Origin of the sequence: Pseudomonas sp. FW300-N2A2 (assembly GCF_017351735.1) — a bacterium.
In the GTDB taxonomy this organism is placed as follows: Bacteria; Pseudomonadota; Gammaproteobacteria; order Pseudomonadales; family Pseudomonadaceae; genus Aquipseudomonas; species Aquipseudomonas migulae.
On the sequence record NZ_JACNDU010000006.1, the window covers coordinates 1 to 25,010 of the forward strand.

Annotated in this window: 22 protein-coding genes and 1 pseudogene; 10 read left to right on the top strand and 13 right to left on the bottom strand. The window is 60.5% G+C overall.

What is annotated here, in order from left to right; translation table 11 throughout:
- Positions 1-922: pseudogene (locus J4E42_RS10770) on the bottom strand (toxin); the annotation flags it as partial.
- 156 nt (positions 923-1,078) lie between these two features.
- Complete coding sequence (locus J4E42_RS10775; protein WP_207285238.1) at positions 1,079-3,880, bottom strand: RHS repeat domain-containing protein; 2,802 nt, start codon at positions 3,878-3,880, stop codon at positions 1,079-1,081.
- A 160-nt stretch (positions 3,881-4,040) separates the two neighbouring features.
- Between J4E42_RS10775 and J4E42_RS10780 the strand changes: the two genes are divergently transcribed.
- From J4E42_RS10780 to J4E42_RS10790, 3 genes are all read left to right on the top strand, one after another.
- Positions 4,041-4,505, top strand: coding sequence for a hypothetical protein (locus J4E42_RS10780; RefSeq protein WP_008044486.1), 465 nt, complete (start codon positions 4,041-4,043; stop codon positions 4,503-4,505).
- Positions 4,506-4,538: 33 nt separating this feature from the next.
- Complete coding sequence (locus J4E42_RS10785; RefSeq protein ID WP_008044485.1) at positions 4,539-5,363, top strand: SDR family oxidoreductase; 825 nt, start codon at positions 4,539-4,541, stop codon at positions 5,361-5,363.
- Between the two features lie 121 nt (positions 5,364-5,484).
- Positions 5,485-5,883 (top strand): DUF4440 domain-containing protein, encoded by a 399-nt coding sequence (locus J4E42_RS10790; RefSeq protein ID WP_207285239.1) that lies wholly within the window; start codon positions 5,485-5,487, stop codon positions 5,881-5,883.
- Between the two features lie 136 nt (positions 5,884-6,019).
- On the opposite strand, the gene J4E42_RS10795 is transcribed toward J4E42_RS10790, so the two are convergent.
- From J4E42_RS10795 to J4E42_RS10810, 4 genes are all read right to left on the bottom strand, one after another.
- Positions 6,020-6,868 carry an HlyD family secretion protein gene (locus J4E42_RS10795; RefSeq protein ID WP_207285240.1) on the bottom strand — a complete coding sequence of 283 codons (849 nt, stop codon included), beginning with the start codon at positions 6,866-6,868 and terminating at the stop codon, positions 6,020-6,022.
- A 25-nt stretch (positions 6,869-6,893) separates the two neighbouring features.
- Positions 6,894-7,094 (bottom strand): DUF1656 domain-containing protein, encoded by a 201-nt coding sequence (locus J4E42_RS10800; protein ID WP_008025348.1) that lies wholly within the window; start codon positions 7,092-7,094, stop codon positions 6,894-6,896.
- Positions 7,084-9,276: an FUSC family protein gene (locus J4E42_RS10805; protein WP_207285241.1), complete on the bottom strand. Its 2,193-nt coding sequence runs from the start codon at positions 9,274-9,276 to the stop codon at positions 7,084-7,086. Before J4E42_RS10805 ends, J4E42_RS10800 begins: the two co-directional genes overlap by 11 nt.
- Before the next feature lie 133 nt (positions 9,277-9,409).
- A complete protein-coding gene (locus J4E42_RS10810; RefSeq protein WP_207285242.1) occupies positions 9,410-10,909 on the bottom strand; it encodes an efflux transporter outer membrane subunit in 1,500 nt (499 codons plus the stop codon).
- Positions 10,910-11,183: 274 nt separating this feature from the next.
- On the opposite strand from J4E42_RS10810, the gene J4E42_RS10815 reads away from it, so the two are divergent.
- The 4 genes from J4E42_RS10815 (at position 11,184) to J4E42_RS10830 (ending at position 14,889) form a co-directional block, all read left to right on the top strand.
- The gene (locus tag J4E42_RS10815) at positions 11,184-12,152 is read left to right on the top strand and encodes a LysR family transcriptional regulator (RefSeq protein ID WP_008025343.1); all 969 of its coding nucleotides are present in this window, start codon (positions 11,184-11,186) and stop codon (positions 12,150-12,152) included.
- A gap of 420 nt (positions 12,153-12,572) precedes the next feature.
- A complete protein-coding gene (locus J4E42_RS10820; protein WP_207285243.1) occupies positions 12,573-12,878 on the top strand; it encodes a DUF6124 family protein in 306 nt (101 codons plus the stop codon).
- A gap of 354 nt (positions 12,879-13,232) precedes the next feature.
- A complete protein-coding gene (locus J4E42_RS10825; RefSeq protein WP_207285244.1) occupies positions 13,233-14,207 on the top strand; it encodes a D-glycerate dehydrogenase in 975 nt (324 codons plus the stop codon).
- A gap of 172 nt (positions 14,208-14,379) precedes the next feature.
- Entirely contained in the window at positions 14,380-14,889 is a 510-nt protein-coding gene (locus tag J4E42_RS10830) for a DUF2165 family protein (RefSeq protein ID WP_207285245.1), read from the top strand.
- Positions 14,890-14,917: 28 nt separating this feature from the next.
- On the opposite strand, the gene J4E42_RS10835 is transcribed toward J4E42_RS10830, so the two are convergent.
- Entirely contained in the window at positions 14,918-15,820 is a 903-nt protein-coding gene (locus J4E42_RS10835) for a DMT family transporter (protein ID WP_207285246.1), read from the bottom strand.
- Between the two features lie 136 nt (positions 15,821-15,956).
- Here J4E42_RS10835 and J4E42_RS10840 point away from each other — a divergent pair, with 136 nt between their 5' ends.
- Positions 15,957-16,832: a helix-turn-helix domain-containing protein gene (locus J4E42_RS10840; protein WP_207285247.1), complete on the top strand. Its 876-nt coding sequence runs from the start codon at positions 15,957-15,959 to the stop codon at positions 16,830-16,832.
- A 117-nt stretch (positions 16,833-16,949) separates the two neighbouring features.
- Here J4E42_RS10840 and J4E42_RS10845 read toward each other — a convergent pair whose 3' ends face one another.
- The 6 genes from J4E42_RS10845 to J4E42_RS10870 all read right to left on the bottom strand — a co-directional run bounded on the left by J4E42_RS10845 (position 16,950) and on the right by J4E42_RS10870 (position 23,341).
- A complete protein-coding gene (locus tag J4E42_RS10845) occupies positions 16,950-19,379 on the bottom strand; it encodes a TonB-dependent receptor (RefSeq protein ID WP_192227769.1) in 2,430 nt (809 codons plus the stop codon).
- 213 nt (positions 19,380-19,592) lie between these two features.
- Positions 19,593-20,579 (bottom strand): FecR family protein, encoded by a 987-nt coding sequence (locus tag J4E42_RS10850; protein ID WP_207285248.1) that lies wholly within the window; start codon positions 20,577-20,579, stop codon positions 19,593-19,595.
- Positions 20,576-21,139: an RNA polymerase sigma factor gene (locus J4E42_RS10855; RefSeq protein ID WP_008041802.1), complete on the bottom strand. Its 564-nt coding sequence runs from the start codon at positions 21,137-21,139 to the stop codon at positions 20,576-20,578. The genes J4E42_RS10850 and J4E42_RS10855 overlap by 4 nt, the downstream gene beginning before the upstream one ends.
- Positions 21,140-21,143: 4 nt before the next feature.
- The gene (locus J4E42_RS10860) at positions 21,144-21,470 is read right to left on the bottom strand and encodes a DUF3325 domain-containing protein (protein WP_119922357.1); all 327 of its coding nucleotides are present in this window, start codon (positions 21,468-21,470) and stop codon (positions 21,144-21,146) included.
- Complete coding sequence (locus J4E42_RS10865) at positions 21,471-23,051, bottom strand: PepSY domain-containing protein (RefSeq protein ID WP_207285249.1); 1,581 nt, start codon at positions 23,049-23,051, stop codon at positions 21,471-21,473.
- Positions 23,048-23,341, bottom strand: coding sequence for a DUF3649 domain-containing protein (locus J4E42_RS10870; protein ID WP_008041811.1), 294 nt, complete (start codon positions 23,339-23,341; stop codon positions 23,048-23,050). Before J4E42_RS10870 ends, J4E42_RS10865 begins: the two co-directional genes overlap by 4 nt.
- A 182-nt stretch (positions 23,342-23,523) precedes the next feature.
- Between J4E42_RS10870 and J4E42_RS10875 the strand changes: the two genes are divergently transcribed.
- Entirely contained in the window at positions 23,524-24,012 is a 489-nt protein-coding gene (locus J4E42_RS10875) for a sigma-70 family RNA polymerase sigma factor (RefSeq protein ID WP_207285250.1), read from the top strand.
- On the top strand, positions 24,009-24,947 hold the full coding sequence (locus tag J4E42_RS10880; RefSeq protein WP_207285251.1) for a FecR domain-containing protein: 939 nt from the start codon (positions 24,009-24,011) through the stop codon (positions 24,945-24,947). Before J4E42_RS10875 ends, J4E42_RS10880 begins: the two co-directional genes overlap by 4 nt.
- The last annotated feature ends 63 nt before the right edge of the window (positions 24,948-25,010 follow it).

Consider the following 25,010-nt stretch of genomic DNA (forward strand, 5'->3'; position numbering starts at 1 on the left):
TGATGCTTCGCACATTGCCGACCGGGTCGTAGCTGTAACGCAGATCCTGCAACGGCTCGTTCTGGCCGAGCCGGGATAACAGCCGTTGTAGACGCCCGTCCTCGGCGGCGTATTCAAGGGTGGTGATCACGCCATTGCCGGCGACTTCCCTTTCGACCTGGGCGTGGGCGTTGTAGGTGATGGCGCTGACCATCGGCAGGTGTTGAGTCGTGTTGCTCAGGCGCAAATCCACGGCGCGCAACTGTCCGTCCACAGTCTGGCTGAAGCGTTGTTCATTGCCTTGGGCATCGGTTCGGGATAGCAGGTCACCCGCTGGGTTGAAGCGTGAATGCGTTGAAAACGACTGCGCGATGTCATCGAGACGCCGCTCTTGTTCGAGAAGCGTGCCGGTCAATCCGTAGTCGTTGAACAGCAGAACACCGGCAAGGTCTGTGTGGCTGATCAGTTGGCTGCACTGGTTGTGAGCGGCGGAAACGGGATCGTTGGCCGCATAAGTCAGATGCTCTGCGCAAATCGCTTCGCCCTCTAACGTTTGCTCGAACAATGCGGTCAATCGCAGTTGATTGTCGTAGTGCATCCAACGTTGCGAACCCCGGCCATCCCAGGATTGAACCGGTGGACCCGCCTCGCCGAACAGGCTCAAGCGCAGCCCGGCATCGACACTGAGGGTGCACAAGGCCGTGCCGGAGAGACCATGAGTCGTAACCAGATTGGCCGGCGCCGAGGCATCCTGAAACAGGCGCGAATCGCACTGCACAACTGCCCTTCTCGCTGGGTCATGGGTCGTGTAATCGACCCGCGCCTCTGCCATATCGCCCGAATCGGCACGGTAATAATCCACCGAGCGAACGGCCAGACTGCGGGGATCGATGGCAATCAGCTTTGGGGTATGGCGGTGCATGGCCGTTACTTGAGCATCCATGACAATTCATCTCGAAGAATGACGATCAGCTAATGCTTAAAACCCATACTTGGCTACTGTCAAAAGTTACAGCCGCGACTGTCGGCGCGATAAAAAGTCGATTTGCATTACGACAGATTCGCCTCCCCACTTGCGTAATTTCACCTAAACCCCAGCTTACTCACCAATATATTTGTGATCGAAATCTGTTTTATTCATTACCATTTTTTTGGGAACAGCAAATTGCGGCCTATAAAATATATTAAGAACTTCACCCAATTCACGCCCCTCCCTTAATGACATGATTTTCTCCTGAGCCGCAGGACTTAGCAGTCTCACGTCGCGAATGATTCTACGCCCCAGCAACTCGATGGCATGTTCCAGACTAGACATCAATTCGGTAGGATCTTTGGCCACCTCTTGTTTTTTAAGTATTTCAACGTCAGTTTCAGAAAAATAGTCCGGATAATGATTTGTCTGACGTGATTCATAATCATGAATGTCGTTCAACTGCACATGAGCATACTGAACGTAGTGTGATTTATTTGCGTCAACCAGCTTCATTTGATATCGATGCCCTCCAAATCTACTTTTAACCTTTGCATCAGGAGCAACATCAAGTGAAAAATATACAAAATCGACACCACCCACATCATCAATATCACTCGGCTTGCTGTTGCCCTGATTAAATTTAATTCCTTTTTTTTGCAAGCTTTTACGCGACCTTAATACAACATCCCCTTTCTTATCCTGAGGGATTTCGTTTCCCGTAAAGTGAACTATGTAGCTATCCTTACCTGCTTCCACAAAATTATTAAGGAATGCCCTCTCGCTAGGTTCCAAGGGAATGTTTCTAGCTTCTATCAAATTATCCGCACTGATTTTCTGCATCATTTCCAATCCCCCCAACTCACGGCCTCGTCCCTCCACCTTGTCCAGCCACGCCCCCCAAAACTCGCCTTGCTGCATTGCCAAATAAGCCTGGTCCGCGCGACGTCGGGTTAGTCCGGAATGATCAATGAAGTTCAACGGATTGTTTCCGACAAAACAAAATTGATTAAGCCCATCGATAATTCCCGCCGGATCCGGACTCAACCACCGCTGCAACCAAGCCACGTAATACCGCAACCCATAGTAATAAAGCCCCGTCGCATCCCTCTCTTTCCCCGAATACCGAACCGTTTTACGACTCGCCTCTACCTCCCCCCTCCCGGCAAACCAGGCGGTAGTCCCGAACGGGTGATAACGCTCCTGGCTGATCACTTCGCCGTCGCTGTCGAGTTCCAGGGTGGAGGACCCCAAATGATCACTCAGGCAGAACCGGTACTGATCATTGGCGCTGTCCTTCGGCGGCGCCGTTTCCCAGTGCAACACCCGTACGCTGCTGCGTCCGGCCTGGACGTTGATCACATGCAGCACTTCGCCGGTGCCGTTGTGGGTACGTATTTCCAGGTTTGGCAAATAACGCACTTCTGCGATCACCGTACGGGCATTGGTCTGCGTCGAGCGGACTTTGCGCACGCGCATGCCGTCGGCTCCGTAAACATAGTGCTCACTGTCATCTGAGGCGCCGTCTCGTTCTACCGGCCGCACTTCGCACAACTGGTTACGCAGGTCCCAACTCAAGGTTTGTCCCGGTTGCAACGTCAGCAGGTTGCCGTTGGCGTCGAAGCCCCTGCGAAAATCCTCTTCGCCGGGTTCCACGCCCTCGACCACTGGCAGGCAACGGTTGCTGAAGGGCGCGGCGACCAGACGATGCCCATGCTTTTGCGGCCCTTCGTGGATGAGTTCCAACAGGTTGCCGCCCCGATCGTAGCGATAGCTCTGGCAGTAATTGCCCCGTGGCGCGGGATCGTCGAAGGCCGAAAACTGTGGGCCTCTGTTCGCGCCGCCGGCCTCCCAGCCCGTCGCACGAATCAACTGATTGAGGCTGTCGTAGGCATATCCGTTGACCGGGTCGATACGCTGGTTGGCGAAGTAGCGAATCGGCACGGCGGCGTCTTCGATGCGCAACACGTTGCCCGTCGGGTCGTATTCATAATGGGAATCTTGCAGGACGTCGTTGCCGCGCCTGGCGTGTAAGCGAATCAGGCGAGCGTCTTGCGCGGCGTATTCGAGCGTGGTGATCACGCCGTTGCCCGCCACTTCCCGTTCGGTCTGGCCATGGGCGTTGTACTGGATGGCGCTGACCAGCGTTTTTGGCGTGGTGTCGCTGCGCAGTTGCAGTCGCACCTCGCGCAACTGGCCGGCGACGGTGTGGCTGAACAACTGACGGTTGCCTTGGGCGTCGGTCTGTTCAACAGCCTCGCCCAGCGGGTTGAAGCGTGAGCGAGTGGTCGCGCCAGATCCCGGTTCCAGCCAGGTATCGCGCTCGTCCACGGGCTCGGGCCAATCGGGGATCTCCAACGTACGTAGAAAGTGCCGGGTCTGCTCAAGCAACCCGCCAGTCAATCCAAACGTCGGGAACAGCTGCGTGCCTGCCCGGTCGTCATGCCGGATCAATTGGCCGCACTGGTTGTGATCGGCAGACGCCGGATCATTGGCTGCATAAGTCAGACGCTCTGCGCAAACCGCTTCGCCCCTCGCGGCTTGCTCGAACAGCACGGTCAGGCGCAGCTGATCGTCATAGTGCATCCAGCGTCGCGAACCCCGGCCATCCCAGGATTGAACCGGTTGATCCGCCTCGCCGAAAAGATTCACGCTCAAGCCGGCGTCGACACTGACGGTACTCAACGCAGTGTCGGACAGTGACAGGATGCTGCTGAGGTTCGCCGGTGCCGAAGCCTCCAGGAACAACCGCGGATCCCGCTGCGCAATCGCCCGCCCAGCGGGGTCATGAACCGTGCGGTTGACCCGAGCTTCGGCGACTTCACCCTGCGCGGCACGGTAATAATCCACCGAACGCACGGCCAGCCCCCGCGGTTCAACGACCGTCATGCTTGGGGTGTCGCGGTGCAGGAAAGCCAGCTGAGGCTGCATCAGGCGTCTTCATGTCGATTTGCACCAGCTAATGCTGAAAACCCATGCATGGCTACTGTCACAAATTACAGGCTCGACAAACGGTCGCCCTCACCACGCCCATCGCCAAGCACACCCGCCCTTAGGTAGGATGAGCCTCTCTCCTGCGAGGTTGTGCGACATGTTCATCGGCGTCCTGTTGGTCATCACCTGGCTGATCCTGTTGCTGCGCTACCCGTCCAAGGCCCTGCCCGTTTCGGTGGCGGCCGCCATCGGACTGGGGCTGGTGGCCACCTGGGTGGTCTGGCTGGACAATCGCGAGGTCAAGCAATTGGCGCGCCTTGAGTTGCGCATCACTTACGCGCCGGAGCACTGCCCGGCGGATCGCCCTTTGCTATTGAAGATGAACAACGGCAACGACGTGCCGCTGACCGAACTGCGCTGGCGCGTCGCTGCCTACGCGCCGGGCGATACGGTCAACCTCGCCGACAATCAATACGCCGCACCGCGTTATCGCGGCCCAGGCGAACTGCAAGCCGGGGCGAACTGGGAAGATTGCCTGCCCATGCCGCCGCTGCGTCCCGGTTATCGCCCGCAAACCCTGGAGTTTCGCGCCGAGCGTTTGCAGGGTAGTTTCTCCGACTGATCCCCACTCTTCCCTTTGCACAAGGACCGCGCCATGCCCGTTGCGTTGATTACCGGTTGTTCCAGCGGCATTGGCCGCGCTCTGGCGGATGCCTTTAAAGGTGCCGGTTATAAAGTCTGGGCCAGCGCCCGCAAGGCTGAAGACGTTGCCGCGTTGACGGCGGCCGGTTTCACCGCCGTGCAACTGGACGTCAACGATGGCGTGGCACTTGAAGCGTTGGCCGGGCAGATCAACCAGCAACATGGCGGCCTCGATGTGCTGATCAACAACGCCGGTTATGGCGCCATGGGGCCGCTGCTGGACGGCGGTGTGCCGGCCATGCAGCGGCAGTTCGAAACCAATGTGTTTGCGATTGTCGGTGTGACGCGCGCGCTGTTTCCAGTGCTGCGCCGGGCCAAAGGGATAGTGGTGAATATCGGCAGCGTTTCCGGGGTTCTGGTCACGCCATTTGCCGGTGCTTACTGCGCCTCGAAAGCCGCAGTGCATGCCTTGAGCGATGCGCTGCGCATGGAACTGGCACCGTTCGGTGTGCGGGTGATGGAGGTGCAACCGGGCGCCATCGCGTCCAGTTTTGCCAAGAATGCCGGGGCCGAGGCGGAGCAGTTGATCAGCGAACAGTCACCGTGGTTTCCGCTGCGTGAGGGCATTCGTGCGCGGGCCAAGGCGTCCCAGGACAACCCGACGCCGGCCAGTGAGTTTGCCGCCGGTTTGCTCAAGGCAGTGCAGCAGGACAAACCGCCGCGCCTGATTCGTTTGGGCAATGGCAGCCGGGCGTTGCCGCTGTTGGCGGGGTTGCTGCCCAAAGGGTTGCTGGAGTCGGGGTTGATGAAGCGGTTCGGGTTGAGTGGGCAGCTTTGAGACCGCGTTATCGTTCTTCGCGGGCGAGCCTCGCTCCTACAGGTTTTGCGCAAGCCTTGTAGGAGCGAGGCTTGCCCGCGAAAGCGTCAGATCAGACTCTGCAAAATCTTCAGGAAGTAACATGACCGACTACACCGAATACTTTGACGAAGTGATCCAGGCCCATGTCGCCATCGAGCAATGGCTGGCCGAAGAACGAAACGTCACCGAACTTGAACAATTGCTCGCCCGTTTTTCACCGCAGTTTTCCATGGTCTCGCCGTTGGGCCGAGTGCTGGATTTCGACGCGCTTGGCGAGTTGTTCCGGATGGCGGGCGGGAAGAAGCTCGGGTTCAGGATTGAGCTCAGCGAGTTGCGTGGCATTGCGCTGTCCGACAACGGCGCGACCGTGAGTTATCGCGAGCAGCAGACCGATGCGACCGGCCAGCAGACGGACCGGCGTTCGACGGTGGTGTTTGAGAAGCAGGCCGGTGGAAAGGTGGTTTGGCGGCATTTGCATGAAACGTTTTGCAAGGAGTGAACTGTAAGACCGAGGCGCCTGCATCGCGAGCAGGCTCACTCCCACAGTAAAACTTCAGTGAACACAAGATATATGTACGACGGAGATCAAGTGTGGGAGCGAGCCTGCTCGCGATGGCCGCGACTCGGTCCAAAAGTTAGTTAACCACTACCGTGCACGTAATCCCCGCCGCCAACAACACCCCATCCGGCACTTCATCAATGTGAATCCGCACCGGCACTCGCTGTGCCAGGCGCACCCAGTTGAAGGTCGGGTTCACGTCCGCAATCAGCTCGCGGCTTTCCGGGTTATCGCGGTCGTAGATCCCGCGAGAAATACTCTCCACATGCCCCTTGAGCACTTCGCCGCTCATCAGTTGCATGTCGGCCTTATCGCCCACCCGCACGTGCGGCAGTTTGGTTTCTTCGAAGAAGCCGTAGACCCAGAACGAGTTCATATCGACCACGGCCATTTTCGCTTCGCCGATGCGTGCGTAGTCGCCGGGATGCACGTTGAGGTTGGTCACGTAACCGTCCACCGCCGCGCGCACTTCGGTGCGTTTGAGGTTCAGTTCGGCGGCTTCCAGTTGCGCTTGCGCGTGTTGGTAATCGGCGAGGGCCGAGTCTGCGATATTGCTGGCGTCGTCGCGGTTTTCTTTGGAGATCACCAGGGCATCCATGTCGGCGCGGCGATGGGCGTTGACCTTGCGCATCTCCCACGTCGACTTGCGTGAAGCCACCAGTGCCTGCGCCTGTTTGACCGCGATGCGGTAGTGCTCGGGGTCGATGCGCATCAGCAGATCGCCCTTCTTCACCTGTTGGTTGTCGCGCACCGGCACTTCCACCACTTCACCGGTGACGTCGGCGGCGACGTTGATGATGTCGGCGCGCACCCGGCCGTCGCGGGTCCACGGCGTGTTCATGTAATGCACCCACAGGGTTCGGCCAATCCATAGCGCGAGGGCCAGCACCAGCAGAGTGGCGAGCAGGCTGAAAAGCTTTTTCATCAGAGCCTTCTTCAGAGATAGAGAGTCAGTGGTAGACAGTCAGCGCCAAAGCACCAAACAGACAGGTAAACAAACTCAGGCGCAGCAACGCCGGGTGCCAGAAAAAACGGTACAGATCGAACCCGGACAGGAACCTGTCCAGCGCCCAGGCCAGCACCGCGGCGATGAAAAACATCAGCGTCATGGTTGGCATGTACACGCCGTGGAAGGCGATTTCACGAGGCATGTTCAAGTCCTTGGGGCGTGGTCATTGCGTAGGCGGCAAGCGGTGATTGCGGGTCGAGTAATGAGGTGCGGATGAAATGCAGGTAGCTCTTCACCCGGCGCAACGCCGAGGTGTCGAAGTGCGGCGCGAAGGGCTCGTCGGTGGCTTGCACGCGGCTGATCGCATGGTCGACCGCGATCAGGCAGCGCTGCAGATTGCTCTGGCCCGGTTGCAGAAACAGCCGCACCAGCGAACGGCCCATCACGCGGATGGCCTGGCGCCACGGCTGCGATTCGGCGTACGCCGGGTGCACCGGCAGAATCGCCTGTTCCTTGCGCAACTCGATGATCGCGTGACCGACTTCCAGCACCACGAACATCCAGCGCAGCAAGTCCCGTTGCACCTGCGGCTGACCGGCGGCGAGGCCATAAGCCTGGTGCAGCAAGTCCCGCGTACGGCTTTCGAAACTCGACGCCAGGCCCTTCAGTTTGCCGCTGATCGCATACACCACTTGCCCGCGCAGATCCTGCTCCAACCGGCGCCATAACCAGCGGCTGTTCGGCGGCAGGATGATCGCCCCCGCAGCGGCGCACACCAGCATGCCGAGCACCATGGCGATGTAGTCGTTGATGAAGGTGTAAGGGTTGTAGATGGTGAGGTTGTCCGGCACCGAACCGGTGCTGAAGAAGATCAGCAAACCGAGGCCGACACCGGCGTATTGCGGGCGCGAGGTCAGGAACGAACCGAGCACGATCACCGGCGCGAGCATCACGCACAGCAACGGAAAACCATCGATCCACGGGAAGATGAAAAACATCTCGACGAAGCCGATCAGCGCCCCCAGGAATGTGCCGCAGGCCATCTGGAACGCCATGCGTTTCGGGTTCGGCGTTGCCGCCGAAAGGCCCACGGTGGCGGCGGCAATCAGGGTCATCATCGCCCCGCTCGGCCACGCGGTGGCAACCCAATAACTGCCCAACACCACCAGAATAAACGCCGCGCGAATCCCCGAAGCGGCGGACGCCATCCAGTTGGTTTGCGGGGTGAAAGGCTCGTCCCACTGCTCCCGTTCATGACGGTGATCAGCCAGGGACGCGTGGGTCTGTGCATAACCGTGCAGGTCGTCGACGAAGCGATAGAGCAACTCATACGCGGTATGAAAATCGAGTTGCTCGGCGTCGCTTGGCTCGCTCTCCTGAAACGTCGCGCGCAGGCTGCGGACACGCGCCGGCAGCGCTTCCTTGTAGGCGCTCAGCGCAATCACCAGGCGTACGGCGTCAGGGCTGGTCAACGCGCGACCACTGAAACCGTCGAGCACTTCCGCGAGGTCCTGCAAGCCCGGCTTGATTGCCGCGACCACATGATCGGCGCCACTGCTGCGCAAGCGTTCGAGCAGTTGGTGCAGGGCATTGAACCGCGTGGTGACGCCCATGAACTCGCTGTTCAAGCGACTGAGCCGACCGTTGCGCCGACGCATGTGCGGGTCTTCGAACACGGTGACGCTGCGCAGCCCTTCCAGGCCGACCGCCTCGGCGATGAAGCGCACGTTACTGGCTTCAAAAGCGTCCCGTTTGCTGCGACCGCGCAAGCCATCGGTGACGAACAAGGCGAACACACCAAAGCGTTGATACAAAGCGTTGCGCATCGCCGCGCTGGCGGTTTGCGGCAGGATCGCAGCGCTGACCAGCGTGGCACAGAGAATCCCCAACGAGATTTCCAGCACGCGCCAGACCGCCGCCATGAACGCGCCCTCCGGGTGCGCCAGGGCCGGCAAGCCGACCATCGCGGCGGTGTACCCGGCCAGCACAAAACCGTAGGCGCGGAAGTTGCGAGAACGCGCCGCACCGGCCGAGCAGATGCCGACCCAGATCGCCAGCGAACCGAGGAACAACTCGGTGTTCTGTGCGAACAAGGCAATCAGCGCGACCATCACCGCCGACCCGGTCAGCGTGCCGAGAAAGCGGTAGAAACTCTTGGCGAACACCTGGCCGCTTTGCGGCTGCATGACGATGAACACGGTGATCATCGCCGTGCGCGGTTGCGGCAATTCCAGACGCATGGCCAGCCACAGGGTCAGGAATGCGGCGAACAACACCTTGAAAATGTAGACCCAGGTCACGCCGTCGCTGCGTGCCCAGTCGAAAAAACCCCGGCGCCATTCAAGGGAATACAGCCAGCGCAGCGGTGCGGGCAAGGGAGTCATGAAATCCTGCTTAATTCAGTCTGACCGGAGACCTGTAGGAGCGAGCCTGCTCGCGATAGCGGTCTGACATTCAACATCGATGTCGACTGACACTCCCTCATCGCGAGCAGGCTCACTCCCACAGGTTTTGTGTTCAACGCAATAGAACCGGGGTTTTCGGGGGCTGGGTTTTCTCAGCATTCGGCACGTCATTACCCGCACCAAGCCCGCCACCGAGCGCCGTCACCAACTCGGCGTGCGCACTGAGCCGCGCAGCCTGAACCTGTTGCTGAACCTGCTGCTGTTTGAACAGCAAGGTCTGGGCATTGAGCACGTTGAGGTAATCGGTGAGCCCGCGTTGATAAGCGATCATCGCGATGTCGTAAGTCTTCTGCGCGGTGGACACGGATTCGGCGGCGAAGGTTTGCTGCTTGTCCATGGATTCGCGGCGGATCAACTGGTCGGAGATGTTTTTCAGCGCATTGACCAGCGTCTGGTTGTACTTCGCCACGGCGATGTCGTAACCGGCCGAGGCTTCCCCCAACTCGGCGCGCAATCGGCCACCGTCAAAGATCGGCAACGAGATCGCCGGGCCGACGCTGTAGTTGAGTTTCTTGCCGGTCAAGAACTCCAGCGCACCGCCGCCGGTGGCCATGTAGCCGAGGCTGCCGACCAGATCGACGTTGGGATAGAAACCCGCGTGAGCCACATCGATGCCCCGCGCCTGAGCCGCCACTTGCCAGCGGCTGGCGACCACATCGGGACGCTGGCCGAGCAATTGCGCCGGCAGCGACGATGGCAGTTTCAGCGCAGTGCCCAATGCCAGCGTGGGTCGCTGCAACTGCGCGCCGTCGCCCGGGCCTTTGCCTGCGAGTGCGGCAAGCTGATTGCGGCTGAGGGCGATTTCTTCGTCCAGCGCGTCGAGCTGGCGGTGGGTTTCCGGCAGCGGCGTTTCGGCCTGGCTGACTTCGAAGTGGGTGCCGATGCCGCCGTTCAAGCGCTTCTGTGCGAGGTCGAGAATTTGCTGCTGCTGTTGCAGGGTCGCGGCGACGATGTCCCGTTGCGCGTAATGCAGCGACAGTTCGATGTAGGCGCGAACGATGTTGTTCTGCAGTTCGAGCTGGGCCAGACGCGCTTCGGCGGCGCTCATGTGCGCCATGTCGACGGCGCGCTCGGTGGCGTTGCTTTCACGGCCCCAGAGGTCGAGGGCGTAGCTGAAGCCCAGCGCAGCGTTGTTGTCCCACGTCGTCGCGTTGGCCAGCTCGCCCGGCCCGTAGAACTGATCGGTGGGCCAGTTGTGGCGCTTGAGGGTGGACCCGCCATTGATCTGCAGCGACTCGGCAGACTCGGCGATGCCCGCCATGGATTTGGCCTGACGCACCCGCGCCGCCGCCATGGCCATGGTCGGGCTGCCTTGCAGGGCAAGGTCGATCCAGCGGTTCAGTTGCGGGTCGCCATACGCCTGCCACCATTGCGCGGTGGGCCAGTGAGCGTCCTGCGCGGCGCTCTGGATGGCGTCGTCGGTGGCCAGTGAATTGGCCTCCAGTGCCTTGCCCTGCGGGGCAATACCTGCGGTTCCGATGCAGCCGCTGATTGCCAGGGTTAAAGCCAAAACACTGAGCGTCTGAAGCGCTCTGCTGATGCGACGCGGCACTGCGGCGATTTCCTGAGAAAGTGGACTGGATCCCGTAGGAGCGAAGCTTGCTCGCGAAGAACGATAACGCGGTCCATCTGTTAAACCGCGTTATCGTTCTTCGCGAGCAAGCTTCGCTCCTACAAGGAACGGCGCAATTCTAGGGGGCGGGTTTGATGGCGATAAGCTGGGATTCCTGTGAATCTTTGTTACCGTTAACGCGATAATCCCTTGGTCGGGGTCTCAGACTCTGAAACTTCGTGTCACAATTTGCCATCGCACCCGAGAGCACCCCATGGACACTTTGCAAAACATGCGCGCCTTCAGCTACGTGGCCGAGGCCGGCAGCTTCACCGCCGCCGCCGTGCAACTCGACACCACCACGGCCAACGTCTCGCGCGCGGTCTCCAACCTGGAAGCCCACCTGCAAACCCGCCTGCTCAACCGCACCACTCGTCGCATCGCCCTGACCGAGGCCGGCAAGCGTTATCTGTTGCGCTGCGAGCAAATCCTGGCGTACGTCGAAGAGGCCGAAGCCGAGGCCAGCGATGCCCACGCGCGCCCGGCCGGGCAACTCAAGGTGCACACCATGACCGGTATCGGTCAGCACTTCGTGATCGACGCCATCGCCCGCTACCGCAAAACGCACCCCGACGTGACCTTCGACCTGACCATGGCCAACCGTGTGCCGGACTTGCTCGATGAGGGTTACGACGTGTCCATCGTCCTTGCCAGCGAACTGCCGGACTCGGGCTTCGTCTCCCAGCGCCTGGGCATCACCTACAGCATCGTTTGCGCCTCCCCGGCCTACGTGAAAGCCAACGGCTGCGCACACAAGCCCAGCGATTTGCTGAACCATGCGTGCCTGCGCCTGGTGAGCCCGGTGATTCCGCTGGAGAAATGGAATTTCGACGGTCCGGAAGGCCAGGAAATGGTCACCATCAACAGCTCGCCGTTTCTGGTGAACTCCGCCGATGCGATGAAAACCGCGATCATCAGCGGCATGGGCGTCGGCGTGTTGCCGGTGTATGCGGCGATCGAAGGCTTGCGCAACGGCACGCTGGTGCGGGTGATGCCGAACTACCGCTCGCAGGAACTGAATCTGTATGCGATCTATCCGTCGCGGCAGTATCTTGATGCGAAGATCAAAACCTGGGTCGAGTATTTGCGCGGGTCGTTGCCGGAGATATTGGCGGCGCATCAGGCGGAACTGGCGGCGTATGAGTTGAGCGGGAGCCTGGGTGGCGCGCGATTGGCGAATTGACGACAGAACACTGTGGGAGCGAGCCTGCTCGCGATGGTCGTGAACGATAACGTTGTAAACCTGATACCCCGCGGTGTTCTCACGTTTTTCGCGAGCAGGCTCGCTCCTACAAAAAGCGTGGTGTCCTAGGATGGTTCTGACGCGTTCTGTCGGTTGTCGGGTAAGACGTTAAATGGATAGGCTCTGAAGTCGCTGACGAATCAGCGGTCGGGCCTGGAAACCTGATTAATCCCTCCTCTGCACATGTCATACTGCGGCGCTTTTTTCTGCCCGCAATGTTATGGCGGCTGTGCGCGGGAGACCTTCGGGTCTGCCGGGTTTTGGTGGGATTGACCGGTTTTCCAGCCTGCGCACAGCTGCCACCTTTCGCCTGGAAACGAAATTGGCAGCTCCTTAATCCCAGCATGGAGCGACGCCCTCATGAAAAAGCCCTCACCCAATCCGCCAGATGCGGAAGTCACCTCCCCCCAAAACTCATTCACCCTGAAAGCCTTGATCCCGCCCCATACCCCCAGCCATCTATTCACCTTCGTCCCCGACATCAACACCGAAACCCTCTTGGTCCACGCCAGCGAATCCCTCGCCTCGGCCAGCGTCATGGCCAGCGACCTCGCCGGATTTCTCGACGGCCCCCACCGCAACACCCTGCTGGGCATTCAACAAGTCATCATGTTGGGCGAACTGGCCGTCAACCGCGCGCTGGATAACATCGACCCGCAGGATTAGGCCCCCCCCCAATCTGTAGGAGCCGGCTTGCTGGCGATCACGGCAACACGGTGTGCCTGACCCACCGCCATCGCTGGCAAGCCAGCTCCTACAAGTTCGCGTACGAAGCACCCTTTGCGCATCACCCATCACCTGTAGGAGCCGGCTTGCCGGCGATCGCTACAACACGGTGTGCCTGACCCACCGCCATCGCTGGCAAGCCAGCTCCTACAAGTTCGCGTACGAAGTGCCATTTGCGCATCACCCATCCAACAGGGGGGAATGCGTGCATCCGAACCATCCGGGCACTCGCACAAAAGCGCGGAAGAATGTTAGCGTGCTTGGCATTCTCCACGCCCGACGAGCCCGCCTCCCATGAAAAAGACCGTCCTCGCTTTCAGCCGCGTCACTCCCGCCATGATCGAACGCCTCCAGCAGGATTTCGACGTCATCGTGCCTGACCCGAAAAAAGGCGACATCAACGCCCAATTCAACGAGGCCCTGCCCCATGCCCACGGTTTGATTGGCGTGGGTCGCAAGCTCGGTCGCGCACAACTGGAGAACGCGAGCAGCCTGGAGGTGGTGTCCAGCGTCTCGGTGGGCTACGACAACTACGACGTCGCGTACTTCAACGAACGCGGGATCATGCTGACCAACACGCCGGATGTGCTGACCGAAAGCACCGCCGACCTGGCCTTCGCCCTGATCATGAGCAGCGCCCGCCGCGTCGCCGAACTCGATGCCTGGACCAAGGCCGGTCAATGGCAAGCCACTGTCGGCGCCCCGCTGTTCGGCACCGATGTCTATGGCAAGACTCTGGGCATCGTCGGCATGGGTAACATCGGCGCCGCCATCGCCCGGCGCGGTCGGCTCGGTTTCAACATGCCGATTATCTACAGTGGCAACAGCCGCAAAACGGCACTTGAGCAAGAGCTCGGTGCGCAGTTCCGCAGCCTCGATGAGTTGCTGGCTGAAGCCGATTTCGTTTGCCTGGTGGTGCCGCTCAGCGAAAAGACCAAACACCTGATCAGCCGCCGTGAACTGGCGCTGATGAAGTCGGACGCGATTCTGATCAACATCGCCCGCGGCCCGGTGGTGGACGAGCCCGCGCTGATCGAAGCGCTGCAAAACAACCAGATCCGTGGCGCCGGGCTGGATGTCTACGAGAAAGAACCGCTGGCCGAATCGCCGCTGTTCCAACTGAAAAACGCCGTGACTTTGCCGCACATCGGCTCCGCCACCCATGAAACCCGTGAAGCGATGGCCAATCGCGCCTTGGCCAACCTGCGCAGCGCCTTGTTGGGTGAACGACCGCAGGACCTGGTGAACCCGCAAGTCTGGAAAGGCTGAAAAAAAACGGGCAGGCGATTAAAGCGCCTGCCCGCTTACAACTAAGCCTCACACATTACAACACAACAAATACACAACTTGTAATTTAGTCCACCCCTCAACAAATACACTTCGCTATAGACTCTCCTTACTTACCCGCCCTGACGGGAACCCGTTCTGGAGAACTATTACCTTGAACCACTTGACGACCGAGCAAACAATTAGAATCAGCAAAGCCACATTGATGCTATTTATAAGCTTCTTTGGTTTTTTAATGTTGTTTAGCAACTTCACCGACTACCCTTCCAACTACGAATACATCGCCCACATCCTCAGCATGGACACCACCCGCGAGGGCGAGAAATACGGTTATCGCGCCATTACCTCCCCCATGGCCCATCACAGGATTTACTGGCTGATCATTACACTCGAAGTCCTCTTCACCGCCTTTTGCATGATGGGCACTTACCAACTATTCAAGAATATAAACACCAGTGCCAAAAAGTTTCACGAGGCAAAGAAATATGCACTGATTGGCTTGCTGATTGCCGTATTTATCTACTACGTGTGTTTTCAGGTGGTGGGTGTCGAATGGTTCAACATGGATGAATCACAACAGTGGAACTATAAAGACTGGGCCCGACATATTGTTGATTTCATCATGCCGCTAATGATCTATGTGGCCATCCGGATCGAGCGCTGAGTACACAAGCACTAGATCCAAAACGTCTTCAAGCCAGCTTGCCGCTCCCCTGCACCGCCGGTGCCTTGGGTTTGCGAAACACCAGCACGTTGCCCAGCATCACCAACACCAGGCCCATCAGCGCCGGCGCGGTCCATTGGTAGCCTTCGGCAAACGCCGAGACGTTGAGCGCCACCACCGGGAACAGCACCGTGCAATAGGCTGCGCGCTCCGGGCCCATGCGCCCGACCAGCGTCAGGTAGGCGGTGAAGCCGATCACCGACCCCGGAATGACCAGGTACAGCAGCGAGCCGATGTAACGCGCATTCCATTCCATCTCGAACGGAATGCCTTTGACCAGGCACCACACCGACAGCATCGCCGCGCCATAGGCCATGCCCCAGGCATTGGTTGTCAGCGGCTTGAGCCCGGCCTTCTGTTGCAGGCTGGACAGCATGTTGCCCGCCGAGAAGCACAGCGTGCCCAACAAGGCCAGGCCCAGGCCCAGCAAGGTTTCCGGGCTGGCGGTGTGGCCGGCCAGCTCCGGCCAGAACAGCAACCCCAGCCCGAACAAACCGAGCGCGCCACCCAACAGGACGTTGCGGGCGATTTTCTGGCCGAAGAACACCCGCGCATTCAGGGCATTCCACAGCGTGGCAGTGGAAAACACCACGGCTACCAGGCCACTGGGGATCCATTGGCTGGCCGTCAGGAAGCACATGAAGTTGATGCAAAACAGGCAAAGGCCCTGCGCCAGGCAGATCAGGTGTCCGCGACGGTTCATCACTTGCAGCTTGCGGCTGAGCAACAGCATCACGAACAGCACCAGCGCGGCGAGGCCGAAGCGATAGACGATCGACACCGGAATGGCCACCACGCCCAGTTGCCATTTCAAGGCAATCCAGGTGGTGCCCCAGATCAGCACGGTCAGCAAATACAGCGAAAGGTTCATGGCGAAGGCTCCTCAATAGGTGCCCAGTGTCCTGCGCCAAGCTTTTTCGCACTTGCATAAACTTGCGCTTTTGTCGGCGCAGAGGCTGGCAGGCCAACGTCTACGGAGTAGGATGCGAAGCGTTGGAGAAACGATCATGCCCGCACTGGAATCACTGCAAGTCTTTCAAGCCCTCAACCGCTCGCCCAATGCTCGCCTCGAGCACAGCGCCGAGCTCGGTGACGGCATGGCTGCAGCCTTGTGGAGCAACCATCACGACGCTCAGGACTACGAAGCGCCGAGCCATCACACCTTGTCCTGTTACATCGCGGGCGGCACCGGCACTTTTCGCCGCGATCAGCCCGGCACCAAGGGCGGTCCGGACAAACTGTGCATTCTGCCGGCCGACCATCAGTCAGGCTGGGTGATCAATGGCGACATTCGCCTGGCCCATCTGTATTTCAGCCCGGAACAGTTCGCCCTCGGTTGCGTCACGCTGCTGGACCGCGAACCTCGCGAATTGCAGTTGCGCGAAGGGACTTTTCTCGACGACCCGCAGCAAGCCCGGCGCTTTCGCCAGATGCTCACGCTCAACTGGAATGAACCCGGCGAACGCCTGCTGACCAGCAGCCTCGCCCATGAAATGCTCAGCCACGTGTTACTCGGCCAGGTCGGGATGCGCGACGGCTTGCGGCTCAAGGGCGGATTGGCGGCGCACCAGCGCCGGCAACTGGTCGAGTTCATCGACAATCAGTTGGCCGAAGCCATCAGCCTCGGGCAGTTGGCGGGGTTGTGTGCGCTGTCGGAGTATCACTTTGCGCGGATGTTCCGGGAGAGCTTTGGTTTGCCGCCACATCAGTATGTGTTGGCAAGGCGATTGAGTCGGGCGCGGGAGTTATTGCGTTCGACATCGCAGCCGTTGGGGGAGATTGCATTGGCGTGCGGGTTTGCCAGTGCGAGTCATTTCACCAATCGGTTTCGGCAGGTTCTCGGTGGGACGCCTGGCGAGTATCGGCAGGCGTTTTTGCGGTAGTCCTCAGATTTTCTGCGCCTGTAAGGCCGCCATCGCGAGCAGGCTCGCTCCCACAGGGGAATGCATTTCAAATGTGGGAGTGAGCCTGCTCGCGATGAACGATGACACGGTCTACCGTCAGAACTCCAAGGTGCTGGACAACGAAACCTGCCGCGAATCCCCCATCGACACAAAGAACCGGCTCGCCGCCGAGGTGTAGTAAGTGCGGTCAAACAGGTTCTTCACGTTGAGCTGGAACTTGACCTTCTGCCCCTCGACCTTGGTGTCGTAGGTGGCGAATGCATCGGCCACGGTGTAGCTCGGCAGATCAAAATCGTTCACTGCGTTACCCGCCCGCTCACCGACATATCGCGCGCCCGCGCCGACCCGCAACTGATCCCCACCAACGATGGTGCCGAAGTCATAGACCGCCGACAGCGAGCCGGTGTTCTTCGCCACGTTTTGCAGTTTTTTGCCTTTGTAGTCCGGGTCTTCGGTGACTTCGGCATCGGTGTAGGCATAGCTGCCGATCATGCTCCAGCGATCGCTGAGCTGACCGCTCAGGTCCACTTCCAGCCCCCGGGAACGCACTTCGCCGGCGGCGCTGTAAAGGGTCACCGGACCTTCGGCATTGGCCACCAGCACGTTGCGTTTCTTGATGTCGAACAGGGCGACGTTACCCGTCACACGCCCCGGAATATCCAGCTTGGCGCCGACTTCCCAGGACTTGGCTTCTTCCGGCGCGATGCTGCCGTCGAGCACGGTACTGCTGCCGCTCAACGGGGCGATGGTCGAGTTCGGTTTGAACGATTCGGTGTAGCTGCCGTAGAACGACAACGCGTCGGTGTACTTGTAGACAAGGCCGGCACGCGGCACCCATTTCTGGCCGTTGCTGTCGGTGTTGGCCTTGAACGGCACGCCTTTGCCGGCGTACTGGTCGTACTCCTGGAAACGGCCGCCGGCCACCAGAATCCACTGGTCAGTGAGGTGGATCGAGTCCTGCAGAAACAGCGAATCGCTGCGCAGCAGATCGGTCTGCGCGCTGTCCGCCGGGCTGACGGTGGTGCCGGCGACTTCACGGCCATAGACCGGGTTGAGGTAGCTGAAGGTGGTCAGGCTTTTCTGGCGGATCAGGTCTTCGCGGTAGATCTTGCGGTACTCGTCATCGACGCCGAACACCAGGTCATGTTGCATGCCCAGCGCATTCACTTTGCCTTCGAGGCTGGCCGTGGTGAAGCGGTCGGTGCTGATCGCGTTTTGCGTGCCGTCCATGCTGCGGGTCAGCGTGCCTTTTTTGGTGTCGATGGCGGTAACGCGCACTTGGCTGGCGTCGTAGGTTTCACGGTTCCAGCTGTAGCCAAAGTGCGCTTTCCAGTTGTCGTTGAGCTCGTGGTCGGCCTCGAAGTGATAGAGGTCCGAACGCCCTTCCATGTTGTTGAACGGCTCGTCCAGGCGACGCTCGCGGGAGATGTCCAGCGGGTGGTTGTCGCGTGGATCGATCAGCGTGCCACGGTCGAACGGGGTCAGGAATTCACGGTGTTCGTAGGCGAACAACAGCTTGGTGCTTTCACCGAACCAGGCCAGGGACGGCGCCACCAGCGTCTCGCGGTGGGTGCCGAAATTGCGCCAGTAATCTTCGTCTTCGTGGTCGAGCACCATGCGGTAGGCCAGCCCGGAATCACCGAGCGCGCCGGTGCTGTCGAAGCTGCCGCCGCTGCCGTTTTTGCCGTCGCCGTACGTCGAGCCACGCACGGTCAACGCGTTGTACTGTTCCAGTTCAGGTTTCTTGCTGACCATGTTGACCACGCCGCCCGGGTCCTGGATGCCGTAGAGCAACGAGGCCGGGCCCTTGAGCACTTCGACCCGATCGACTGTGGCGTTGAGACCACGGCCCTGCACCACCGGCATGCCGTCGCGCATGATCGAGCCGTTGCGGTTGTCGCCGAAACCGCGGGTCATCACCGAATCCTGGGTGCTGCCCAGCGTGTTGCCCTGGGTGATGCCGCTGACGTTGGCCAGCGCGTCGTCGAGGTTGCGCGGCGCCTGATCGCGAATGACTTGGGCCGGGATGACGTTGACGGTCTGGGGGATTTCCTGGAGCAAGGCCGAAGAGCGCATCACCGAACTGGTCGGCGGCGGCTGGTAGCTCATGGATTGATCCATCACCGAGGTGATGGTGGTCGCGCCGAGGTTCAAGGCGCCTTCGGTAGGCTGCGGTTCCAGCGCCATGGTGTGCGCATCGGTGCGACGGAAGGTCAAGCCCGAACCGCTGAGCAAACGCTGGATCGCCTGTTCGGCGCTCATCTGCCCGCTGACCGCTGGCGCGGTCATGCCGTACGGCGCTTCATCGGTGTAGACGACGCTGATGCCGGTGATCCGGCTGAAGTCGCTCAGGGCCTGGGGCAGCGGTTTGGCGGCCATCGCGAAGCTGAACTGCGTGCGCTGCTGCGTCGTGCCCGCTTCAGCGGCCAATGCCACGCTCAATGGCAGCAATGCCAATGCCGAAATGCTCAGCGCCGAAGCGCCCAACCACTGTTTGACCGAACCCGATTTTGCCCTGGACTTCATTGCTCATGACCTGTGTAGAACCGCTACGGATGCGAATGACTCGCAGTTTCAGTCACTACACGGATGGGGCTTGGGTTTACCTCACCATCATTTTGAAAATATTTTTATTTGAGTGATGGGGTGTTTGATTTGACGCCTTCGCGGGCAAGCCTCGCTCCTACAGGGCAGTGTGATCCGTAGGAGCGAGGCTTGCCCGCGAAGAGGCCGGACGCCTCAACGCAAAATAATCAAATGCCCCACGGCATGCTGCTCAAACCCCATCACCCCCTGCAACGAACTCAACACCGCCTGCGGATCCTTGCTCGGAAAACTGCCACTGACCCGCCGCGCCGCCAGCTCATCGTCGAGCAGCACAATCCGCCCCGGGTAGTAACGTCGCAAATCCTGCACCACGTCAGCCAGTGGCGCCTTGTAGTAATTGAGCCAACCCTGACGCCACGCCAACTGCGCTTCGCTGTCCACGGCATGGAGTTTTTCCGCCGTGCCTTCGCCGTAAGCCACTTGTTGGCCGGCGGTCAGAACCTGCTGCTCGGCATGCTTGTCTGCCGTCACGCCGACCCGGCCGGACAACACCGTCACTTGCGCGCCGTGAGGTTGCAAACGCACTTCAAACTGCGTCCCCAGCACCCGCGCCTGGCCCTTTTCAGCCTCAACCACAAACGGCTCGCCGGTGTGCGTCACGCTGAAAAATCCGGCGCCGCGACGCAACTGCACGTGACGCTCACCGCGACTGAAATCCACCGCGATGGCGCTGTCGGCATCCAGCGTGACCTGCGATTGATCCGCCAGCGTGACGGTGCGAACTTCCCCCGGCGCCGACACATAGTCAGCGCCCAGATCATCCACCCAGCGCATCGGTTGCCAGCCTGAACCGAGGCTGACCATCAACAACAGGCACGCCGCCATTGCCAGCGCTCCAGACCAGCGCCGAACGCTGCTGCGCCGCGAGCGATTCATCGCGTTGAGGTAACCCTGCAAGGCAAACGCGTCTTCGTTGGCCAGCGTCCGCGCCGGGCCTTCGCTCAATTCCCACACCACTTGCGCCTGGGCATAGGCCTCGGCATGCGCGGGGTCGGCCTGCAACCAATGGCTGAAAGTAGCCTGATCACCGCTGCTCGGCTGGTCATGCAGCAGACTCAGCCAGGCGAAAGCGGCCTGTTCCTGAGCGGGCGTCGGGGTGACGCGTTCGATGTGATTCACGGTGCTTTCCCTGGCGTGCGCGGTTCGGGGTCCCGCAGGCTGGCCTTGCAGGCTTCGAGGGCGCGCATCATATGTTTTTCCACGGCGCTTTGGGACAAACCCATGGCCTTGGCGATCTCGGCGTATTTGCGGCCATGGATGCGATTGAGCAAAAAGATCTGCCGCGTGCGCTCGGGCAACGCACGCAACGCCGCTTCGACATGGCGCAAATCGTTGCCGGCTTCCAGCGCGGCTTGCGGCTCACTGCCGTGGCTGTCCGGTTGATCCGGTTGCCAGCCTTCAGTGACCCGCACCCGCGTGCCTTCGCTGCGCAAGTGGTCGATGGCAATGTTGCCGGCACAACGCAACAGGTAGGTGCTGAGCTCTTCGACCTGCACCAGCGGCCGGCGCCAGAAGCGCAAAAACAAATCCTGCACCAGGTCCGCCGCCGTTGCCCGACAGCCGACGCGACGGTTCACCAGCGCTTCCATCTGCGAACGCTGGGACAAGAACACTTGCAGGAAATGCGCACGTGCTCCGCGAGGTTCGTCGTCATGGGAATCCGGAGGGCTAGTCATCATCGGGTCAGTACTGCGCAAACGCGGCAACGGGGCTGACGAGCAGGCTCAATGCAGCCATCGACAGCGCCAGGCGCGGGCGATACGGCATCAACAGCACCAGCAGCAACGCGCTGAGCATCAACACCGCACACCATTCCACCAGGCCAAGTCCCCAGCCGGTCGAAGACACCGCCGCCCACAGAGACAAGACCAGCAACAGCCAGCCACCCAGTTTCAATAACCGACGACGACGGGCCGTCGGCTTGCCGCCCAACAGTTCGGCGTGATGCCGATCCATCGATAAACACAGTGCGGTGAAACCGCCGTAACAGAGCAACAGCGACAGCAACATTCAGTTCGCCTCTCGCTCAAAGGTGATCGGTTGTGCACGCTGCCGGATGACGATCCTGGCCTGTCCCGAACGCTGCATTTTCCACGCAGCCCAGGCGAAAAACACACCGCTGCCCAGGCACGTCAGATCGAAACCGGCCATCGCCCAATCGCCCTGGGCCAGCGTGTTTCCCAAGTGAAACGGCGTGGTCATGGCGTTCAGCAGCGGCATCGCGCCAAACAGCAATGCCACCAGTGCCAATTGCTCGATCCACGCCGTGCGGCCCCGGCGGACCATGGCATGCAGCACACTCAAACCCCAGACGATGAAGAAGCTGTTCACCTCCCAATCCGCACGTCCGGCCATGTCGACCGGCAACACCCGATTGGCCCAAAAGAACGCCGCCACCGCCACCATCAACCCGGACATGCTGGCAATGTTCAGCACTTCCACCAGTCGCAATTCGAACGGCATCACCGCACTTTTCGCGTGTTTGAGCTGACGCTTGCCGAGCCAGATCACCAGCCCGGTGCCGATCATCGCCGTGCCGGCCAACCCGCAAATGAAGTACAACCAGCGCAGCACCGGGCCGGCGAAATGGCCCATGTGCAAACCATAGAAACTGCCGGCAATCGCCCTCGGCAGCGATTGCTCCGGGGTCGTGCCGAGCAATTGCCCGGTCACGCCGTTGAAGGTCACCGCGCGGCCGAAGTCGTGGACCACGCGGTCCGCGCCATCACGCACGAGCACCACCGAGGCATTCGCGTCGCCCGGATTGTTCACCGTCAGCCGCCCGACGCGCCCGCCCGACCACTGCTCGCGCGCCTTTTCCAGCAGCGGTGCCAGCGGCGCCAACTGCGCCGGTTTGTCCGCACGCTCCGGAGCCGTGGAAGCCGGGAACACCTCATCGTAAAACGCCCGCGCATCACCGTTGTACGCGGCAAGAATGCTCGCCGGCATCACCATCGACATGAAAATCACCAGGCTGCTGTAGGTGATCATCAGGTGAAACGGCAGCACCAGCACACCCACCGCATTGTGCCCGTCGAGCCAGGAACGCTGGCCCTTGCGCGGGCGGAAGGTGAAGAAGTCCTTGAAGATTTTCTTGTGGGTGATGATCCCGCTGATCAGCGCGACGAACATCACCATGGCGGCGATGGTCGACAACCAGCGGCCCCACGGATAAGGCATTTGCAGCTGAAAGTGGAAACGGTAGAAAAACTCGCCGCCGGTGGTTGCCCGGCCCTGCACTTCGGCGCCGGTTTGCGGGTCGAGGAGTTTTTCTGTGAACTGGCCGCGTTCGCCACGTTTGGCCGGGGTTTGCTGCCAGCGTACCGACAGGCCGGGTTCGCGGGCATCGGGCAGGTCGATGAGCCAGCGCGAGGCTCCCGGGGCGTGTTGCTGAAGGTAGTTTTGCGCCACGGTCAGGCTGGCTTCGGAAGTCACCGAACGCGCAGGGATTTCCGGCTGCATCCAGTGGCTGATCTCGTCCTTGAAATACGCGAGTGTGCCGGTGAGGAAAATCGCGAACAGCAACCAGCCGAAGATCAACCCGGCCCAAGTGTGCAACCAGGCCATGGCCTGACGAAAGCCCTCTTTCATGTGCGGCCCATCCAGTACGCGAGGCCCGAAATCGCCGCCAGCACCAGGCTTGGCACGATCAACCCGAGCCAGGCCCGCCATGCGCTGCGGCAGGCGAAGCACCAGATCACTGCGCCGAGGTAGGCCAGAAACGAAGTCATCATCCCGGTCACCACGGCGTCGGCGCGGGCCATGGGCACCCACAGCGTCAGGCTGACACTGGCCAGCGCCGCAACGATGTAGCCGCCCAGCACGGCGGCCAGCACCCGGGAGGTGACGGCCAATCGATAGGACACGGGGATTACTTTCATGTTTCGACCTTGAAACCGGTGAGGCCTGGGGAAAATCACGAGGCCAGGGTCGCAATATTAATGATAAATATTCTCATACGCAAAAGAGATACGATCAGCGCCGATTGCCGGAGCGGGTTCTCGCCTCTACAATGCGAACAATTCTTGTTCTCTAACGCATTAAACCGCGCTCGGAGTTACCGTTGCAGCCAGCCCACACCGTCGAAGTCCTCTATCACGCCCATCACAACTGGCTCACCGGTTGGTTGCGGCGCAAGCTCGGCTGCCCGGACAGCGCGGCAGATCTGGCCCAGGACACGTTCATGCGGGTGCTGACCGCACGAGACACGCCGCAGATCATCGAGCCGCGAGCGTTCCTTACCACCCTCGCCAAACGCGTGCTGTCCAATCATTACCGCCGTCTGGATCTGGAGCGCGCCTACCTCGACGCCCTGGCGCAGATGCCGGAAAGGGTCGCGCCGTCGGAAGAAGAACGGGCGATCATCCTGCAAACCCTGATGGAGCTGGACCAGTTGCTCGACGGTTTGCCGCGCCTGGTCAAGCGCGCATTTCTGCTGGCCCAGGTCGATGGCCTGACGTATCCACAAATCGCCACCGAGCTGGGGATTTCCATCGCCACGGTCAAGCGGCACCTGAATAAAGCGGCGATGCGCTGCTACTTCGCCCTATGAACGGCACCCCGGATTTTTCACCGCAAGTCGCCGAGCAGGCGGTGCAGTGGTTGATGAAAATGCAGCAAGGGCCGTTGAGCCCGCGCCAGCAAAACGCCTGGCAGCAATGGCTCGATGCGCACAGCGAGCATCAACGGGCGTGGGAGCATATTCAGCGGGTCAACCAGCGCCTGCGCGGTTTGTCTTCGCCGCTGGCGCATGCGGCCCTGAATGCACCGACGTCCAGCAGCCGGCGTCAGGCGCTGAAGTTGTTGCTGATTCTTGGTGCCGGTTCGGCCGTCACCTGGGGCATGCGCGAGCACAACCTGCTGCCACCGTTGCTGGCCGACTACCGCAGCCCCATTGGCCAGCGGCGCAAGATCGCGCTCGCAGACGGCAGCCAATTGCAACTCAATACCGCAAGTTCGGCGGATGTGCGGGTCGAGGGTCAGCAACGGCTGATCCGTTTGCTTGAAGGCGAGATGCTGCTGACGACGTCCAAAACGTTTCAAGTGCGCACGGCACAAGGCTTGTTGAAAACCGAAGGGGCGCGCCTGAACGTTCGGCAGCTTGCGGATCGCACTCAGGTCGCGGTGTTTGAAGGCCATGTCGAATTGACGCCTGATGGCGGTTCTCCCTGGGTACTGCAAAGCGCCCGGCAGTTGAGTTTTGATGCTCGCGGAATCGGCAACCCTGTGCCTCTGGACGCCAACAGCGGCGCCTGGGCCGACGGCATGCTGGTGGCTGCGCACATGCGCCTCGGGGATTTCCTTGAGGAACTTGGCCGCTATCGTCGCGGGCAGCTCAATTGCGATGCGAAAGTTGCGGACTTGTTGATCTCCGGGACTTATCCACTGGACGACAGCGAGCGGATTCTGGATCTGCTGGAAATCAGTTTGCCGGTGAAGGTGAAGCGCTTTACGCGGTATTGGGTAACCGTCGAATCGCGCGCCTGACTCTTGTAGGAGCCGGCTTGCTGCGGGCGGCGTTCCGACGATCGGCACGCCGCGGTCTGTCTG

Coding starts and splice junctions, on each gene's coding strand:
- J4E42_RS10820 (WP_207285243.1), top strand. CDS start 12,573: ATGAAAAAGCCCTCACCCAATCCGCCAGATGCGGAAGTCACCTCCCCC.
- J4E42_RS10775 (WP_207285238.1), bottom strand. CDS start 3,880: ATGCAGCCTCAGCTGGCTTTCCTGCACCGCGACACCCCAAGCATGACG.
- J4E42_RS10855 (WP_008041802.1), bottom strand. CDS start 21,139: ATGATGACTAGCCCTCCGGATTCCCATGACGACGAACCTCGCGGAGCA.
- J4E42_RS10860 (WP_119922357.1), bottom strand. CDS start 21,470: ATGTTGCTGTCGCTGTTGCTCTGTTACGGCGGTTTCACCGCACTGTGT.
- J4E42_RS10880 (WP_207285251.1), top strand. CDS start 24,009: ATGAACGGCACCCCGGATTTTTCACCGCAAGTCGCCGAGCAGGCGGTG.
- J4E42_RS10795 (WP_207285240.1), bottom strand. CDS start 6,868: ATGAAAAAGCTTTTCAGCCTGCTCGCCACTCTGCTGGTGCTGGCCCTC.
- J4E42_RS10785 (WP_008044485.1), top strand. CDS start 4,539: ATGCCCGTTGCGTTGATTACCGGTTGTTCCAGCGGCATTGGCCGCGCT.
- J4E42_RS10780 (WP_008044486.1), top strand. CDS start 4,041: ATGTTCATCGGCGTCCTGTTGGTCATCACCTGGCTGATCCTGTTGCTG.
- J4E42_RS10815 (WP_008025343.1), top strand. CDS start 11,184: ATGGACACTTTGCAAAACATGCGCGCCTTCAGCTACGTGGCCGAGGCC.
- J4E42_RS10835 (WP_207285246.1), bottom strand. CDS start 15,820: ATGAACCTTTCGCTGTATTTGCTGACCGTGCTGATCTGGGGCACCACC.
- J4E42_RS10790 (WP_207285239.1), top strand. CDS start 5,485: ATGACCGACTACACCGAATACTTTGACGAAGTGATCCAGGCCCATGTC.
- J4E42_RS10870 (WP_008041811.1), bottom strand. CDS start 23,341: ATGAAAGTAATCCCCGTGTCCTATCGATTGGCCGTCACCTCCCGGGTG.
- J4E42_RS10865 (WP_207285249.1), bottom strand. CDS start 23,051: ATGAAAGAGGGCTTTCGTCAGGCCATGGCCTGGTTGCACACTTGGGCC.
- J4E42_RS10840 (WP_207285247.1), top strand. CDS start 15,957: ATGCCCGCACTGGAATCACTGCAAGTCTTTCAAGCCCTCAACCGCTCG.
- J4E42_RS10845 (WP_192227769.1), bottom strand. CDS start 19,379: ATGAAGTCCAGGGCAAAATCGGGTTCGGTCAAACAGTGGTTGGGCGCT.
- J4E42_RS10825 (WP_207285244.1), top strand. CDS start 13,233: ATGAAAAAGACCGTCCTCGCTTTCAGCCGCGTCACTCCCGCCATGATC.
- J4E42_RS10805 (WP_207285241.1), bottom strand. CDS start 9,276: ATGACTCCCTTGCCCGCACCGCTGCGCTGGCTGTATTCCCTTGAATGG.
- J4E42_RS10800 (WP_008025348.1), bottom strand. CDS start 7,094: ATGCCTCGTGAAATCGCCTTCCACGGCGTGTACATGCCAACCATGACG.